Raw genomic sequence first — 14,694 nt, 5'->3', positions numbered from 1 at the left:
TCGTCCCTTAACCGCGTGGAGTCGCGGCAGCCACTTTTACAACCGATCCCGGCGCGACCTTGGCAGGTGCGACTTGGGGCAGGTTGCTGGCTTCCAGCGCTTGTCGTTGTTGGGCGAGTGCCGCGAGGGTTTGTTCGCTGGCCATCGGGATTACTTCAGGGGTGACCGGGGAGCCGGGGCGTACCCGTTGCAGACCCTTGACGATAACCGTGTCATCTTTAGTCAGGCCGCTGCGTACGATGCGCAACCCTTCGATCTTCGGACCCAGTTCGACGGAGCGGTACACCGTGTTGTTATCGCCATCCATTACCAGCACGAACTTCTTGCCCAGATCGGTGCCGACGGCTTCGTCGTTGATCAACACGGCGGAGTAGGTGCCGCTGCCGACCAGCTTCAGACGCGCATAAAGGCCCGGGGTGTAAGTGCCGTCGGCGTTGTCGAACACTGCACGGCCACGGATGGTGCCGGTTTGCGGGTTGACGCGGTTGTCGACGAAATTCATCACGCCCTGGTGCGGGTTGCCGTCTTCGTTGGACAGGCCGAGGTATACCGGAGTGGTCGCGCCGCGTTTGCCCTGGCGCGCCAGCTGGGTGTATTTGAGGAACACGCGCTCATCGGCGTCGAAGTAGGCGTAGACCTTGTCGGTGGAAACCACGCTGGTCAGCGCGGTAGTGTCGGCCGTGACCAGGTTGCCGGCGGTGATTTCCGCACGGCTGACGCGGCCGCTGATGGGCGCGGTCACGCGAGTGAAGCTGAGGTTGAGTTTGGCCAGGTCGAGCTGCGCTTGCAGGGCGCCAACCGCAGCGCGGGACTCTTGCGCAGCGCTAGTGCGCGAGTCGGCCAGCTCTGCGGAAATCGCATTGCTGGTACGCAGGCGCTCACCGCGCTGGGCTTCGTTTTCACTGCGGGTGGCATTGGCGCGGGCCTGTGCAACCAAGGCTTCAAGGCGGCGGACCTCGGCCTGGAACGGACGCGGGTCGATCTGGAACAGCAGGTCACCTTTCTTGACCAGCGCGCCTTCGGTGAAGGCTACTTCATCAATCTGGCCGGAGACGCGAGGGCGGATCTCGACGGTTTCCGGCGCTTCGAGGCGACCGGTGAATTCGTCCCATTCGTTGACGGGCTGCTCCAGCACCTTGGCGACACTGACCTTGGCCGCCGGCATGGCGGCCGCTGTCTCCGGCGTCTTACCGCAGGCGCTCATCACCAGTACGGCCAACAAGGCCAACGGGAAGCGCAAATGTTTAAGTGACTGTTCCATGGATGCATCCGCCAATGTATTGAGAATGGACGGATGATGAGCGGCGGGGTTGTATCGCACGAATCGAATGAGGCGAAGGTAACTATCATTCGGAATGATATAAGACTGAAGTTAGCCCTCTAGCATGCGCCTTTCGTTAGGGTGCTATCAATGTGCTTGATGGGAATTGTGTGTTGCAGGGAATGTAAAGGCCGGGCTTCAAACCAGGTCAGATTTAACTATCCGGATCCCCAAGCTGCCGCGTGAGTGGTGAAGGTGCCGGCGGCGACAAGCGCGAACCGAGCGCGCCCACTGGTCCGCTCTCAAGGGCAATTGGTTTCCTGAATCGGCGACCCTATGCACCGATTGAAAACGTGTTCGAGGTGGCCGTCATCACCAAGATAGGAACGGATGTTTGCACTAACCCATTCCTCCTGAGTGACTAACCCCCAATCAACTGAGTATCCGGCATTACCTATAATCCATTCGAAAAGTATGCGTTGGGTCCTTCCATTCCCTTCTCGGAATGGATGCGCAACGTTCAGAGTGCCATAAGACTGGGCAACTGCTGCTATTAACGAGTCTTTCGAATACCCTTCGAACCAACCGGCAGCGGCGATCTTAAAAAACTCTCTTGCAGCTTCCGCCTCAATAAATTCGGGACTGCAAAACCTCGTGTCGTTCTTGCTGATCGCCAAAGTTCGAATCTCTCCGGCCCAGGCATACACTTGAGAAAACAGAACACGGTGAATGTGCCTCATGGTACCAAGGCTGTAGGGTGGCTCCAGGAACTCAAGCCGTGCGGACACTACCTCCGTAATGTAGCGTTCGGCTTCTTCCAGGTCGTCGGCGTCATGCAAGTCGAGTAAGTTTATGAGTACGTCTGTGCCCGGATAGCAATCCGGGACTTCATCAGTGCCGTACTTGTCGCGGCTCAAGCCTTGATGTGCCGGACAGCTTTTAGTGCGGCTTCACGGGTAGGCAATTTAATTTCACCATCAGGAGACGGCACAAAACCTTCGAGGCGCATGCTGGCCGCGAAATTGGATCGACGTGTCTTGGCAAAGTGGGCCTTTTTGGCCTGTAAGCTCAGCTTTTCCATTATTGGGCACCTCACTGTACATGTATGACCATTATAGCTGATCTAGTGGCACCACTGAATAGCCAGAGGTCGGTTCTTCAAGGCCCCGGCTGCTCAAGACTATCCGGATCCCCAAAAAACATCTGAATCCGCGACCGCAACCAGCGCTCCCCAGGATCATTATCCTGCGAGCCACGCCAGGCCATGTGCAATTCAAAGCTGCGTACCGGCAGCGGCGGATCCTCAGCGCGCACACCACCCGCAGCAGTCAACGCTTCAGCAGTGTAATCAGGCACAGTCGCGACTATATCCGTCCCGGACAACAGCGTACTCAAGCCGTTGAACTGCGGGACCGCGAGCACCACATGCCGTTTACGCCCAAGCTTTTCCAGCTCTTCATCAATAAACCCACTGAGGTCACCAGCGAACGACACCAAGGCGTGGGGGCGGGCGCAGAAATCGTCCAGGCTCAAAGGCCCGGGCACCGTGTCCGCGCGCAGCAGTTTAGGCAGGCTGCGGCGCAGCACTTTGCGCTTGGCGTTGGCCGGCAAGTCGGCCGTATAACTGACGCCGATGGAAATCTCACCGGAGGCCAGCAGCGATGGCATCAGGATGTAATTGGCCCGACGCACCACCAATACGATCCCCGGCGACTCCGCGCGCAGGCGCTTGAGCAGCATGGGCAGCAGGGCGAACTCCACGTCATCCGACAGCCCGATGCGGAACACCGCCGTACTGGTGGCCGGGTCGAACTCCGCCGCGCGGCTGACTGCGGTGGAAATCGAATCCAGCGCCGGGGAGAGCAGGGCGAAGATCTCCACTGCCCGTGCGGACGGTTCCATGCTGCGGCCGGTGCGCACGAACAGCGGATCGTCGAACAGGCCACGCAGGCGCGAGAGCGCGGCGCTGATCGCGGGCTGGCCGAGGAACAATTTCTCCGCTGCGCGGGTCACACTGCGCTCGTGCATCAATGTTTCGAATACGATCAACAGGTTCAGGTCGACACGACGCAGGTCATTACGATTCATCTGGAGTCCTGGCAGAGTCTTGGCTTGACGAGGGCGGTCATATGGGAACAATGACCGGCATGAATCTTACGGGGAAAGGCTGGTACTCTGCACCGACTAATTCATTTTTAACGGTGCGCCTCACCCAGGTCAGACCCCCACCGTTGATCCTGTCGAGGGTGCGGAATCAATGACAGGCATGTCGACTATTAATAGCCACTGATAGTCTTGGCTACAAAGCCCATATAGAGTTCGGGGCATTAGAGGTTTCTTTGACGAGGTTTGCGATGTCACGCACGATCCGTTTTCACAAGTTTGGTCCGGCCGAGGTGCTCAAATGCGAAGAGCATGCGGCTGCTCTGCCCGCACCGGGCGAAGTGCAGGTGCGTGTCGAGGCAATTGGCATCAGCTGGTACGACATTCTCTGGCGCCAGAACCTGGCTTCGTCCCATGCTCGCCTGCCTTCGGGTCTGGGGCATGAAATGTCCGGCGTTGTCACGGCGCTGGGCGAGGGCGTGAATGACCTGGAAGTCGGCGACAAGGTCGCGAGCTTCCCGGCAGAAAGCCCGAATGATTACCCGGTGTACGGCGAGCAGATCGTGCTGCCACGCACTGCACTCACCCGTTATCCGGACGTGCTCACCCCGATTGAAGCCAGCGTGCACTACACGCCGCTGTTGATTGCCTACTTTGCCTATGTGGACCTGGCTCGGGTTAAACCGGGGCAGTTCGCCCTGGTGACTGACGCCAGTCACTGTGCCGGTCCGTCCTTCGTCCAGTTGGGCAAGGCGCTGGGCATCCGGGTCATTGCTGCTACAAAGAGCGCGGAAGAACGGGAAAACCTGCTGTCCCTGGGGGCCGAGAAGGTCATTGTCACCGAGGAACAGGACCTGCTGATGCAGATCAACAAGATCACCGACAACCGTGGCGTCGATGTGGTGTTCGATGGCCTGGGTGGTCCGCAGATGTCGTTGCTGGGTGATGTGCTGGCTCCCCGTGGCAGCCTGGTGCTGTACGGCCTGCAAGGGGGCAATCAAACGCCATTCCCGGCCTGTGCGGCGTTCCAGAAGAACATTCAGTTCTTTGTGCATTGCATCGGTAACTTCACCGGCAAGCCGGAGTTGGGGATCGTGCAGGACCAGGTGGCGATGCAACGGGCGTTGCGCGATATCAACCAGCTGACCGCAGACCGCGTGCTGCTGCCGCTCAAGACCCGGGTCTTTCCGTTTGCCGAGTTCGTCGAAGCACACCGCTACATGGACGAATGCCCATGCCGCGAACGGGTGGCGCTGCAGGTCGAACCTGTGTAGATCCAGCTGCTCTGAAAAGTCCGTGCCCGCACGGACTTTTTGTTCGTGTGTAAAAATCAAACACCCTCTCGCTCTTCGGGTGAATCAGTTCGGTAACTGAACTGGTTTTTACTCTGCATCTGTATCTTCTAATAAACCAGTAAGCCTTGATAATTGAATGATTGCTTTCATCTCAAGGAATGAGTCATGGCTGAGTATTCAGTTGATACCCTTCAGTACGCCCCGTTGATATACATCGAACTCCCTGTTCGAAGCTGTACGGTTGTCAGGAAAAACCTGGTGACTTTCTTCCTAACTTCTTGTGGTAATTGTCTGTGGGACGTTGTCGGACATTTCCTAGGATGTCTTGAGCACCCGCTGCGCGCGGTGCTTTCAGGCGGTTTGCGGCGATTCTCATCGAATCAACCGTGGGCGCGCTTTATTTATTTCAAATAAAGTCTCAAACACTAAAGTGTTAGCATTTGCAATTAGACGTCCGTCATTCAGGCGGGGTGGGCAAGGCGCAGCGCAGAACTTTCTGCGCTGTTCGCGATATAGATTATTTCCAGTATCAGGTACATACCTATGACCAGCATCCATGACCAAGCCATGAACCATGTTTACCAACAAATACTGCAACGGTTACTGGGTTTCTTCTCTCGCGCCGAGCGAACGGCATTACAGCTATTGATCCAGCGCCTGGTGGTTGCCGCCGGCGGCATGGAATGTCTGGCCAATTACAAGGTGCTGGTTATCCAGACCGGTTCCCGCGACAGTTGTTATACCTTGGCGCTGCTGCGGGCAGCGCAGTTGAGCATCGCTGGACGGGCACCGACTACCTTCCAGCTGCGGGTGGCGTCACTGCAGCAGAACGGCGTGAGCGCCATGGCACTGGATAACATCCACAACAGTTACAGCGCCTTGTTCCTCTATGACGACCCGCGGGTAGAGGTGCTGATGGTCGACAATCGCGAAGTTCTGCCATTTTCCCAGTCCACTCCGATGTGCGAGGCCGGCCGTGAAGTCAATCGGCTGAACACGCTGATGGTCGGACATCGCCGTACCGGTGAGCATGCTCTTGATCTGTGGGATAACGGCTTCCTCGCCACCGGGGATTTCTACGGGCAGATTGCCCGGTGGGACGGCGGGGTCGATGTGCTGGTCAGCAGCGAAACTCCACGCCAGCAGAAACAGTTTCTCGATGGCCTCAAGCGCGCTACCGCCAAAGCCGGATTCCTGCCTTCGCAACAGCCGGAAACAGGCTACGAGGACCTGTTTGCATTGCTCGATGAGTTGGGTGGTGAATGCTATCAGGGTTTCCAGCCAGAGCTCATCCAGCCGCAGTGGCGTCCTGCGGATAAATTTGAAATCTGCCGACGCACCACCTTTGTCGACATCCACGACATGCTGGTGAGCAATCTCGAAGAGCGTTGGCCGCTGTTGACCGAGTTTCTCGGTTTCCAGCCCGATGGGCTGATGGCTCAGGTCAGCGACAATGAATTTGTCAGCCTGGAGGTAAGTGCCCATCTCCGCGGGTTGCAGGCGTGCTTCATGCACGGCGGCAGCTACGATAGCGGGGTCGCCGAGTTCCACCAGCGGGTATTGGTGATGATGCGGCGCAAGCAGCTTCCGGAGCGCATGTGCCAGCAGGCTGAAGAGGTGTTCGGCAAGCGCCAGATGCAGGCTGAGCAGCGGGCCCAGGCCAGCGCAGAAACCCAGCGCAATCTTGGCCTGAGCGAGGCCCAGTTGGTGTGCCTGCTGTTCGCGCCCTTCGTTAACCGGGGGGCTGGGCTTGAACGTTTCCTGCGCCATTGCCACCCCGGCATGCTGGTGGGGATGCCTGACCTGCACCGCGCCATGCAAGGCCAGACAGTGCCGGAGCAGGTCCTGCAATGGATGGTCGACGTCAGCGGCATTCCAGTCGAGTTGATTGGCAAACTGTATCGCATGGAACCGGTGCTCAATGATCCGGCGGATTTGCTGCCAATCTCCGGTGACGTCGACCCCGCTGCGTCGGGTGAACGGTCAACGGGGCGTTGAATGGCGTGGGAGAACGCGGCTTTGCCTACCAGGCGGTCTATCGCTACCTGACCCAGCTGATCAACGAGTCGGCCAGGGATGCACGGGTGCGCCTGCCGTCATTGCGACACTTGGCCGAGCGCCTTGGCGTTTCGATCTCGACCATCCAGTACGCTTACTCGCTGCTGGAGAAAGAGGGCAGGGTCTACTCGCTGGCAAAATCCGGTTACTACGCGGTGCCCGTGTCGTCCATCGACACGTACGGCAGTGGTCACGATCTGCTCGAAACGGTTTACCTCAACGCCAGGCGTCCGGCCATGCTGGTGCTCAGCGCAGACGAACCAACGTTGCTGCAGCCGCTGGACAGTCCGCTGTTGCTGCTGGAGCGCGAGCTGTTGCGCCAGTATCCGCGACAGCCACAATCGAGCGCGCAACCCTGCGGCGAGCTGGAGCTGCGCGCGGCACTGGCGGCGCGTTACACCACCTCGCCACTGCGTTGCTGGCATGCCGATGATGTGTACATCGGCGCGGACCTGCGCGGAGTCCTGGAAATCCTCATAGAAGTGCTGTCGCTGCGACAGGCTACGGTGGTGGTTGAATCGCCGTGCGATTGGCCGCTCCTGCGCCTGCTGCAGTCCGCTGGCGTCCAGGTGGTCGAACTGGCGGTGCAGGCGAATGGCGAGCTGGATGTCGACTCGCTCGAGCGCACCCTGGCGCTGAAGACCGTGCAACTGGTGCTGCTGTCCTCGCGGTTGAACATGCCACGAGCGAGCCTGGCTGGGGAGGACAACCGCCGCGAGGTAGCGCGGTTGCTTGGAATGCATGGCTGTTGGGTTCTGGAAAACGACTGCCATGGAGAGCTCGGATTCGAGCCGGACGGTTTGCGCTTTCGTGATCTGCTGGACCCCGGTCGGTTGATCGTCTATTCGACCTTCGAAAAAATCATCGGCCCCGAAGCGCCCTATGGCTACGTGCTGTCGCGACATTTGCGGGCCGAGCTGCAACGGCACTTCCTGCTGCGTTCGTTCCGCTTGTCGCCGATTCGCCAGAAGGCCATTGCGCGCTTGTACATCAACGGCCGCATTGATCAGCACCTGCAGGTACTGCGCCGGTTGCTCAAGGAGCGCTCGGTGCAGATGAGCCAGTTGCTGCACGAGCGCCTGGGCGATGCCCTGGCTTTTGTCGAGCCCCAGGGCGGTGCGACGATCTGGGTGCGTTCATTACGCCAGGTGGACGTGCGCCGAGTGTTCCAGCGGTTGCTGCAGCGCCAGGTGCTGATCGCCCCGGGCGAACTGTTCAGCTTGCACGGCCTGCACAACCAGCACATGCGCCTGAGCCACACCTTCGGCGGTGACCATGACCTGGCGGCTGCGGTCGGTTTACTGGGGGACGCGTTGCGCCTGGAATCGCTCGATTAGGCCATGGCACAGTGCGCGTGGATCGATCTGATCGCCTTGCGGTCAAACTGCCAGTAAACTGCGTTCCAATTCCCGAACCAATCGATTCCAGAGGTTTTGCATGACACTCAATCCTTTTGCGGGCAAACCGGCACCGGCAGAATTGTTGGTCGATATCCCGCGACTGGTAACGGCCTATTACACCGGCCAGCCTGACGCCGCCATTTCCACCCAGCGCGTCGCGTTCGGCACCTCCGGGCACCGAGGCAGCTCGTTCGATTTGAGTTTCAACGAATGGCACGTCCTGGCCATCAGCCAGGCGATCTGCCTGTATCGCCAGGCCCAGGGCATCGACGGTCCGCTATTCGTCGGGATCGATACCCACGCGCTGTCCACACCGGCGGGCGCCAGCGCCCTTGAAGTGCTGGCGGCCAACGGCGTGACCGTGATGATTGCCGAGGGTGATGAATACACCCCGACACCGGCCATCTCCCACGCCATTCTTTGCTACAACCGCGGCCGTACGTCAGGCCTGGCAGACGGTATCGTCATTACCCCGTCGCACAACCCGCCGCAAAGCGGCGGCTACAAATACAACCCCACCAATGGCGGCCCGGCCGACACCCACATCACCAAGTGGATCGAAGCCAAGGCCAACGAATTGCTGGGCAACAAGCTCGCAGGCGTCAAGCGCATCAGCTACGAGCAAGCGCTGAAAGCCGAGACTACCCATCGTCACGACTACCTCAACACCTATGTCGCCGACCTGATCAATGTGATCGACTTCGATGCCATCCGCGCTGCCAAACTGCGCCTGGGCGTTGATCCGCTGGGTGGAGCAGGGGTGCGCTACTGGTCGGCCATTGCCGATCACTACAAGCTGGACCTGGAAGTGGTCAACAAACAGGTCGACCCGACGTTCCGTTTCATGACGGTAGATTGGGATGGCCAGATTCGTATGGACCCATCGTCCAGCCATGCCATGCAGGGCTTGATCGGACTTAAAGAACGCTTCGATGTGGCGTTTGCCTGTGACCCGGATCACGATCGCCACGGCATCGTGACCCCATCCGGAGGCCTGCTGGCGCCGAACAGCTACCTTGCAGTGTCGATCGACTACCTGTTCCAGAACCGTCCCCAGTGGCGCGCCGACGCTGCCGTGGGCAAGACCGTGGTCAGCAGTGGTTTGATCGATCGGGTCGCCAAGCGCCTGGGACGTCGCCTGTACGAAGTCCCGGTGGGCTTCAAATGGTTTGCCGACGGACTTTTCGACGGTTCCCTGGGCTTTGGCGGGGAAGAAAGCGCCGGCGCCTCGTTCCTGCGCAAGGACGGCGGAGTCTGGAGCACTGACAAGGACGGCTTGATTCCGGCCCTGCTGGCTGCAGAAATGACCGCCCGTACCGGTCGTGACCCGAGCCAGGCCTACCGCGCCCTGACCGATGAGCTGGGCGAGCCGTTTTCGGTTCGGGTCGACGCCAAGGCCAACCCGGAGCAGAAAGCTCTGCTGAGCAAGCTGTCGCCTGATCAGGTCACTTCGACCCAGCTGGCCGGCGAAGCGATCCAGAGCATCCTCAGCCATGCCCCGGGTAACGACCAGGCAATTGGCGGACTGAAAGTGATGACCGAAAACGGCTGGTTCGCCGCACGACCGTCTGGCACGGAAGACATCTACAAGATCTACGCCGAGAGCTTCGTCAGTGACGAGCACCTCAAGCAACTGGTTGCCGAAGCGCAGACGCTGGTGGATGGCGCTATTTCATCCAAGTAATACGAACGCATGAAAAAGGGGCGACCATTGCTGGGCGTCCCTTTTTTTGCCTGGCATTTACCCGATCAAGCCAGGTCTACCAGCACCACTTCACTGTCTTCAATAGCCGTAACGCGAAGCAGCTGCTCATCCGCAATCGCAACCCCGTCTCGAGCTTGTGCTTGCAAACCATTGACTTCTATACGTCCGGTTGCCGGTACCAGATAAGCCCGACGGCCACCGTCCAGGCGATACTCGGCGGTTTCCCCTGCTTTGAGGTTCGCTGCCACCAGGCGCGCATCGGCGCGAATCCGCAGGCTCTGGTCGTCACCGGCCTTGCCGCTGGCCAGGGTCACGAAACCTTCGCGTTGGCCTTTCGGAAACGGTTTGGCACCCCAGGACGGCGCCGATCCAGCCTCATTCGGGATGATCCAGATCTGGAAAATCCGCGTTTCGGTGGCTTCCAGATTGTATTCGCTGTGGGCGATCCCGGTGCCGGCGCTCATGACCTGGACGTCACCGGCTTCGGTGCGGCCTTTATTCCCAAGGTTGTCTTCGTGAGTGATCGCGCCTTCGCGGACGTAGGTAATGATCTCCATGTCGCGGTGCGGGTGCTTGGGAAATCCGGTGCCGGCGGCAATCACGTCGTCGTTCCAGACTCGCAGGTTGCCCCAGTTCATGCGCTTGGGATCGTGGTACTCGGCGAACGAAAAGTGGTGATGCGCATCCAACCAGCCGTGGTGGGCGCCGCCCAGGGAGCTGAAGGGTCTGAGTTCGAGCATGATCGTCTCCGCAAACAAGGTGATTGATGGCAATCATCATGTATCAGGCAATCATCGATAAAAAGCGTAAAAAGTCCGTCATTAATATCGAATAACTTGATGTTTAACGGGGGGCATGTCCTCTCACTCAAGCTTCAGTTCATCGCCTAAGCCGATGACCCGCAAGCATTTAGCTAGAACTGAAGGCCAAATAAAGCCACCATAGCGTCCCTCACAGCCTGGAGTCCATCCGAGTGCCGCAACACACCCCCGATCTGCCACCTGAACTGCGTCCCCTGGCTGACCTGCCGTTGCTCAAACGCCTGGCGGCCCGGTTCTTCGGCCACGGGCTGATACGCCTGCGTGCCCAGCACCGGGCATCCTGGCTGCACGGGCAGGCGGACGGCTTCCGCAGCGGGCATAGCGCAGGCGTGGACTACGGCTACAGGGAGGGCAAGCTTGAAGGTCTAGAGGAGGGCAGGCAGGTTTTGCTTATCCGCGACTCGCGCAGCACCGAGCATCGCCCACCGAATGTCGATGAGTACCTGTTCGACGACTGGCGCCTGCCCCTGAACGCAGAGCTCAAGAAACGCATGAAGGCCGATGTTGCGCGGCTGTTGCCGGCCCATGCCCAGCCCAGCGTGGCGCAGTGGAAGATGATCTTCAGCGACACACCGTCGACCTCGGTGATTGCTGGCGCCGGGGCTGGCAAGTCGACGACCCTGGTGCTGCGGATACTGTTGTTGACGCACTACCTGGGTTTCGAACTGGATTCCATGACTGTGGTGACCTTTACCCGGGAGTCACGCAAGGATTTCATTAATAAGCTGATCGAGCTGTTTGCACTCTGGGGTCGAGTATTGAGCCTGAAAGAGGCGCGGGACCTGGTGCGCACCTTCCACTCGCGCATCCTCCCTCTGGTGCGCAGCCTGCCAGGCTTTGAACGACTGCAAGCTTTCGAAAACCTTAGCCTGCGCGCAACCCATCAGGACGAGGACGCCGACAGCAACCCGTTTGACCTGCGCATCAACGACGCGCAGCGTCAGCAGCTGAATGCCTGCTATCACAGCCTGCACACCAGCGATGCACGATTTCGTGACCTGATAACCCCGCTGTCGCGCCATGCCTTGCAGCTTAAAGAGCTGGAGCGCGATCACCCGGACGTGCAAAAACGGGTTGCGGTAACCCAGCTGGCGGCCAATCGTGACGAAGAACTGAGCGATGCAATCGAAGACCTGTGGTTGCGTGCAGGTGCGTGGCCGATCAAGGGCATCGAGCCCAAACGCCAGACGTTCGATATCAATGGTTCGACCTTCCATTGTCATGGCTACATCCCCACGCTGGACGCCTGGGTAGTGCTGGGCTTCGACCCGAAGGAAAATGCCCAGCTGAGTCGTCCAGGTTCGAAGCTGTCCGTGCGCGCGGAATGGGCGGTAAAGCGCACCCTGTTTCAAGCTTTCTGCCGTAAGCCACTGATTTGGCTCGATACCTACGATTCATCCAAGCGTGTGCTCGCATCCCTTGCCGGTGATGCCAGCGCCGGGCCGGACTTCGACTACAAGGTAAAAGGTGAGCTGGCCTCTGCGCCGCTGCTCGACTGTTTCGTCGCCGCCGCTGGATTTGTTGAAAACCTCGGCCTCGATGTACCGACAGCCGTGGGCCAGATGAGCTTTGCCAAGGATGACCCGGACCGGTTTTTCTTCGAAGCACTGAGCCTTTATTGGCGGGCGCTGGAAGATCATCTGCTGGACCAGAAACCGCCGATCATGACCTATAACCGCATGTTTGCGCTGTTCAGCGAGCATTCGCCCGAGAACCTCAAGCTGCTCAGCAACGAACTGCTGCGGCCGATGGCGCACCTGATGATCGACGAATTCCAGGACGTTTCTCCGCAGATCGTCTCCTGGATCCGTGCCACGCTGGCCGAGATCCGCAGCCGCGGGCCAGCCATGCATGTCGGGCGGGGTGCGCAGCGCTCGTCGTTGCTCTGCGTAGGGGATGACTGGCAGTCCATCTACGGCTGGCGTGGCAGTTCGCCAACTTACTTCATGGAGTTCAACAAGGAATTTCCGTCGCCAAGCAGCACCAAGGTGATGCTCAGCGACAACTATCGCAGCCATCAATACATCATCGACGCTGCCGAGCACATTGTGCGGGCGGCTCCGGCCATTGCCGGCAAGAAGGCCAAGGCCAGCGGTGAATCCAGGGAACTATTGCCGGTCAACGTGCTGGATCGGGACGATCAGGGCATGGCCAATCGGTTGATGGAGCACTACCGGCAGGGCGATTCAATCTTGATGTTGTATCGAAAAAGTAGCGATAAGCTATTGATAGAACAGCATATTCAGTCTGTAGTTAATGCTGATTCTAGCTTGCCTTACGAGTCTCGTCGGTTGAAGCAATTGACTTACCACAGCGCCAAGGGGCTGCAGGCGGATGCCGTATTCCTGCTGGGCGATTGTCAACATTTGACCAGTTCACCCTACAAAAACCAGGTCTACCACATGGCCGGTTTGGGCAAGGCGGGCGACAACGAGGCCTACGACAACGCGCAGAAAGACGAAATTCTGCGCCTGGCCTACGTCGGCATTACCCGGGCAGTGAGCCATTGTTATTGGTACGTCGATGCCCATGACACTCAGGCGGCCAACTTGCCCAAAGCGTCCGACCGGGTAGGCAAAGGCAAGGCGTTTTTCGCCGATCACCGGACCGGCAAAACACCGGCGTGATCTGGCAGCCGTTAAAAAGCCCACATGCTGTGGGCTTTTTAGTCAGGATCTGCTTTCAGGCGTAACTCCTGAAAGACGCAGGTGGAATGAAAGCTTCCAGCTCATCCTCGACGGCTTCGATTATGCGCTCCACATCGGCGGCATTCATAACCGTGGCGCAGGGGATACCGGCAATGGCGATCATGGTCTCGCCACTGACTCGATCAAACAGACGGGCAATCATGCTGCCCGGCGCGTCCATGCTCGCCTCGAATCCCATGGGATGAAAATGCCAGCGCATCAGCTGGCAGGCGTTTGGGAAAGTGACCTTGCTGAAGCCTTTATTCATATGTTGCCCGCCTTCTTCATCGAGCGCTTCCATTAGCTCATGGTAGGAGGGAAGAGCCTTCACTGGCTCAACCTTTGACTGCCTCTAAAAGTAGCATCCGTGTGTGAAAATCTTGTGGTTTTTTCAAACCGTTTGGCGATTGGTTGGCATTTTTTTGATGTGGATCACGTTGGGGGGTTGTCGGCGCGAGTTCGCAAGATCGCCATTGATGCACAACCAGAACTTGGGCAAGCTCGGTTTTTTTCATTGAGTCCCTTATGCACCCCGATGATGACGGACCGCTGCAAACCCAGGTAACGGCCGAGACGGTCATGCGTTACCACTTGCGCTGGAAGCACCGGGACCTGGACGGGGTCATGGCCCTGTACCACCCGGACGTCCAGTACAGCGATTTCTTCCAGAACCGGGTGATGGGGCTGGGAGAACTGCGCGAGTACGTGCGCAGCAGCATGCCCCGAGACCCGGACGAAGCGCTGGAACATTCAGACCGGATCCGCCTGGACGGCAACACCGCGTTCATCCAGTACCGCATTACCCTGCGCGGCGGCGAGGGCCTGGTGTCGTTTCGGGCCAGCGAGGCGATCACCGTGCGCGACGGCTTGATCTGGCGGGTCAACGAATACGCCTCCCTGGTGCACGAACTGGCAGCAAGCAAGGCGGCCAGCAGCAACCGGCCAGCCGTGAGTCGACTCGGCCTGTCGCCACGTCAGTTGAGCTTCATGGCCGATGACCTGCAACAGTATTTCCAGCGCCAGCAACCCTACCTGGACCCGGAGTTGGATTTGCAGCGGGTGGCGAAGGAGTGCGGGTACAGCCGCAACCAGATTTCCTACCTGTTGAACCAGGTGCTCGGCCAGAGCTTCTATCGTTACGTCAACCAGGCACGCTTGCAGCATCTGCTGGCGGCACTGGACCGCGCCACGCCACCGCTGCGCATTGACGAGCTGGCGTTTGCCGCCGGTTTCAATTCGTTATCGGCGTTCTACAGCTGTTTCCGCCAGCACACCGGGCTGTCGCCCAAGGCCTACGTCAAACAAATTTCTTTGCGTGCACGCGCGCAAGACAGCCATTGAGGTCACGCACTAGGATCACGTCA

12 protein-coding genes are annotated in these 14,694 nt (G+C 59.1%); 6 read left to right on the top strand and 6 right to left on the bottom strand.

Translation table 11 applies throughout. The features are described from left to right. Positions 1 to 7: 7 nt before the first annotated feature. The 4 genes from mexE to ACYZTK_RS02095 form a co-directional block, all read right to left on the bottom strand. Entirely contained in the window at positions 8 to 1,261 is a 1,254-nt protein-coding gene (gene mexE, locus ACYZTK_RS02110; RefSeq protein WP_462012905.1) for a multidrug efflux RND transporter periplasmic adaptor subunit MexE, read from the bottom strand. A 302-nt stretch (positions 1,262 to 1,563) separates the two neighbouring features. Next, positions 1,564 to 2,178, bottom strand: coding sequence for a Fic/DOC family protein (locus ACYZTK_RS02105; protein ID WP_462012904.1), 615 nt, complete (start codon positions 2,176 to 2,178; stop codon positions 1,564 to 1,566). Next, positions 2,175 to 2,342 carry a YhfG family protein gene (locus ACYZTK_RS02100; RefSeq protein WP_462012903.1) on the bottom strand — a complete coding sequence of 56 codons (168 nt, stop codon included), beginning with the start codon at positions 2,340 to 2,342 and terminating at the stop codon, positions 2,175 to 2,177. The genes ACYZTK_RS02105 and ACYZTK_RS02100 overlap by 4 nt, the downstream gene beginning before the upstream one ends. 77 nt (positions 2,343 to 2,419) lie before the next feature. Then, a complete protein-coding gene (locus tag ACYZTK_RS02095) occupies positions 2,420 to 3,349 on the bottom strand; it encodes a LysR family transcriptional regulator (protein WP_462012902.1) in 930 nt (309 codons plus the stop codon). Positions 3,350 to 3,615: 266 nt separating this feature from the next. Here ACYZTK_RS02095 and ACYZTK_RS02090 point away from each other — a divergent pair, with 266 nt between their 5' ends. The 4 genes from ACYZTK_RS02090 (at position 3,616) to pgm (ending at position 9,801) form a co-directional block, all read left to right on the top strand. Next, on the top strand, positions 3,616 to 4,638 hold the full coding sequence (locus ACYZTK_RS02090; protein WP_462012901.1) for a zinc-dependent alcohol dehydrogenase family protein: 1,023 nt from the start codon (positions 3,616 to 3,618) through the stop codon (positions 4,636 to 4,638). Between the two features lie 564 nt (positions 4,639 to 5,202). Beyond that, positions 5,203 to 6,657: a hypothetical protein gene (locus tag ACYZTK_RS02085; protein WP_462012900.1), complete on the top strand. Its 1,455-nt coding sequence runs from the start codon at positions 5,203 to 5,205 to the stop codon at positions 6,655 to 6,657. 5 nt (positions 6,658 to 6,662) lie between these two features. Further along, complete coding sequence (locus ACYZTK_RS02080) at positions 6,663 to 8,054, top strand: aminotransferase-like domain-containing protein (protein ID WP_462012899.1); 1,392 nt, start codon at positions 6,663 to 6,665, stop codon at positions 8,052 to 8,054. A gap of 100 nt (positions 8,055 to 8,154) precedes the next feature. After that, positions 8,155 to 9,801 (top strand): phosphoglucomutase (alpha-D-glucose-1,6-bisphosphate-dependent), encoded by a 1,647-nt coding sequence (gene pgm / locus ACYZTK_RS02075; RefSeq protein WP_462012898.1) that lies wholly within the window; start codon positions 8,155 to 8,157, stop codon positions 9,799 to 9,801. Between the two features lie 65 nt (positions 9,802 to 9,866). Here the strand turns inward: pgm and ACYZTK_RS02070 are convergent, their stop codons facing one another. Then, complete coding sequence (locus ACYZTK_RS02070; RefSeq protein WP_462012897.1) at positions 9,867 to 10,562, bottom strand: pirin family protein; 696 nt, start codon at positions 10,560 to 10,562, stop codon at positions 9,867 to 9,869. A 233-nt stretch (positions 10,563 to 10,795) separates the two neighbouring features. On the opposite strand from ACYZTK_RS02070, the gene ACYZTK_RS02065 reads away from it, so the two are divergent. Further along, positions 10,796 to 13,270, top strand: a complete 2,475-nt coding sequence (locus tag ACYZTK_RS02065; protein WP_462012896.1) for a UvrD-helicase domain-containing protein — start codon at positions 10,796 to 10,798, stop codon at positions 13,268 to 13,270. Positions 13,271 to 13,325: 55 nt separating this feature from the next. On the opposite strand, the gene ACYZTK_RS02060 is transcribed toward ACYZTK_RS02065, so the two are convergent. Next, positions 13,326 to 13,598 (bottom strand): DUF1652 domain-containing protein, encoded by a 273-nt coding sequence (locus ACYZTK_RS02060; protein ID WP_462014999.1) that lies wholly within the window; start codon positions 13,596 to 13,598, stop codon positions 13,326 to 13,328. 257 nt (positions 13,599 to 13,855) lie between these two features. Between ACYZTK_RS02060 and ACYZTK_RS02055 the strand changes: the two genes are divergently transcribed. Further along, a complete protein-coding gene (locus tag ACYZTK_RS02055; RefSeq protein ID WP_462012895.1) occupies positions 13,856 to 14,671 on the top strand; it encodes an AraC family transcriptional regulator in 816 nt (271 codons plus the stop codon). Positions 14,672 to 14,694: the final 23 nt, after the last annotated feature.

It is taken from the genome of Pseudomonas sp. LB3P31 (assembly GCF_054897945.1).
Note: the sequence above shows the minus strand (reverse complement) of the source record. Positions and strands in the feature narration are given on the sequence as shown.

Excerpts from the sequence above, each read along its gene's own strand:
- mexE (WP_462012905.1), bottom strand. The coding sequence starts at position 1,261 with ATGGAACAGTCACTTAAACATTTGCGCTTCCCGTTGGCCTTGTTGGCC.
- ACYZTK_RS02100 (WP_462012903.1), bottom strand. The coding sequence starts at position 2,342 with ATGGAAAAGCTGAGCTTACAGGCCAAAAAGGCCCACTTTGCCAAGACA.
- ACYZTK_RS02095 (WP_462012902.1), bottom strand. The coding sequence starts at position 3,349 with ATGAATCGTAATGACCTGCGTCGTGTCGACCTGAACCTGTTGATCGTA.
- ACYZTK_RS02090 (WP_462012901.1), top strand. The coding sequence starts at position 3,616 with ATGTCACGCACGATCCGTTTTCACAAGTTTGGTCCGGCCGAGGTGCTC.
- ACYZTK_RS02085 (WP_462012900.1), top strand. The coding sequence starts at position 5,203 with ATGACCAGCATCCATGACCAAGCCATGAACCATGTTTACCAACAAATA.
- pgm (WP_462012898.1), top strand. The coding sequence starts at position 8,155 with ATGACACTCAATCCTTTTGCGGGCAAACCGGCACCGGCAGAATTGTTG.
- ACYZTK_RS02070 (WP_462012897.1), bottom strand. The coding sequence starts at position 10,562 with ATGCTCGAACTCAGACCCTTCAGCTCCCTGGGCGGCGCCCACCACGGC.
- ACYZTK_RS02060 (WP_462014999.1), bottom strand. The coding sequence starts at position 13,598 with ATGAATAAAGGCTTCAGCAAGGTCACTTTCCCAAACGCCTGCCAGCTG.
- ACYZTK_RS02055 (WP_462012895.1), top strand. The coding sequence starts at position 13,856 with ATGCACCCCGATGATGACGGACCGCTGCAAACCCAGGTAACGGCCGAG.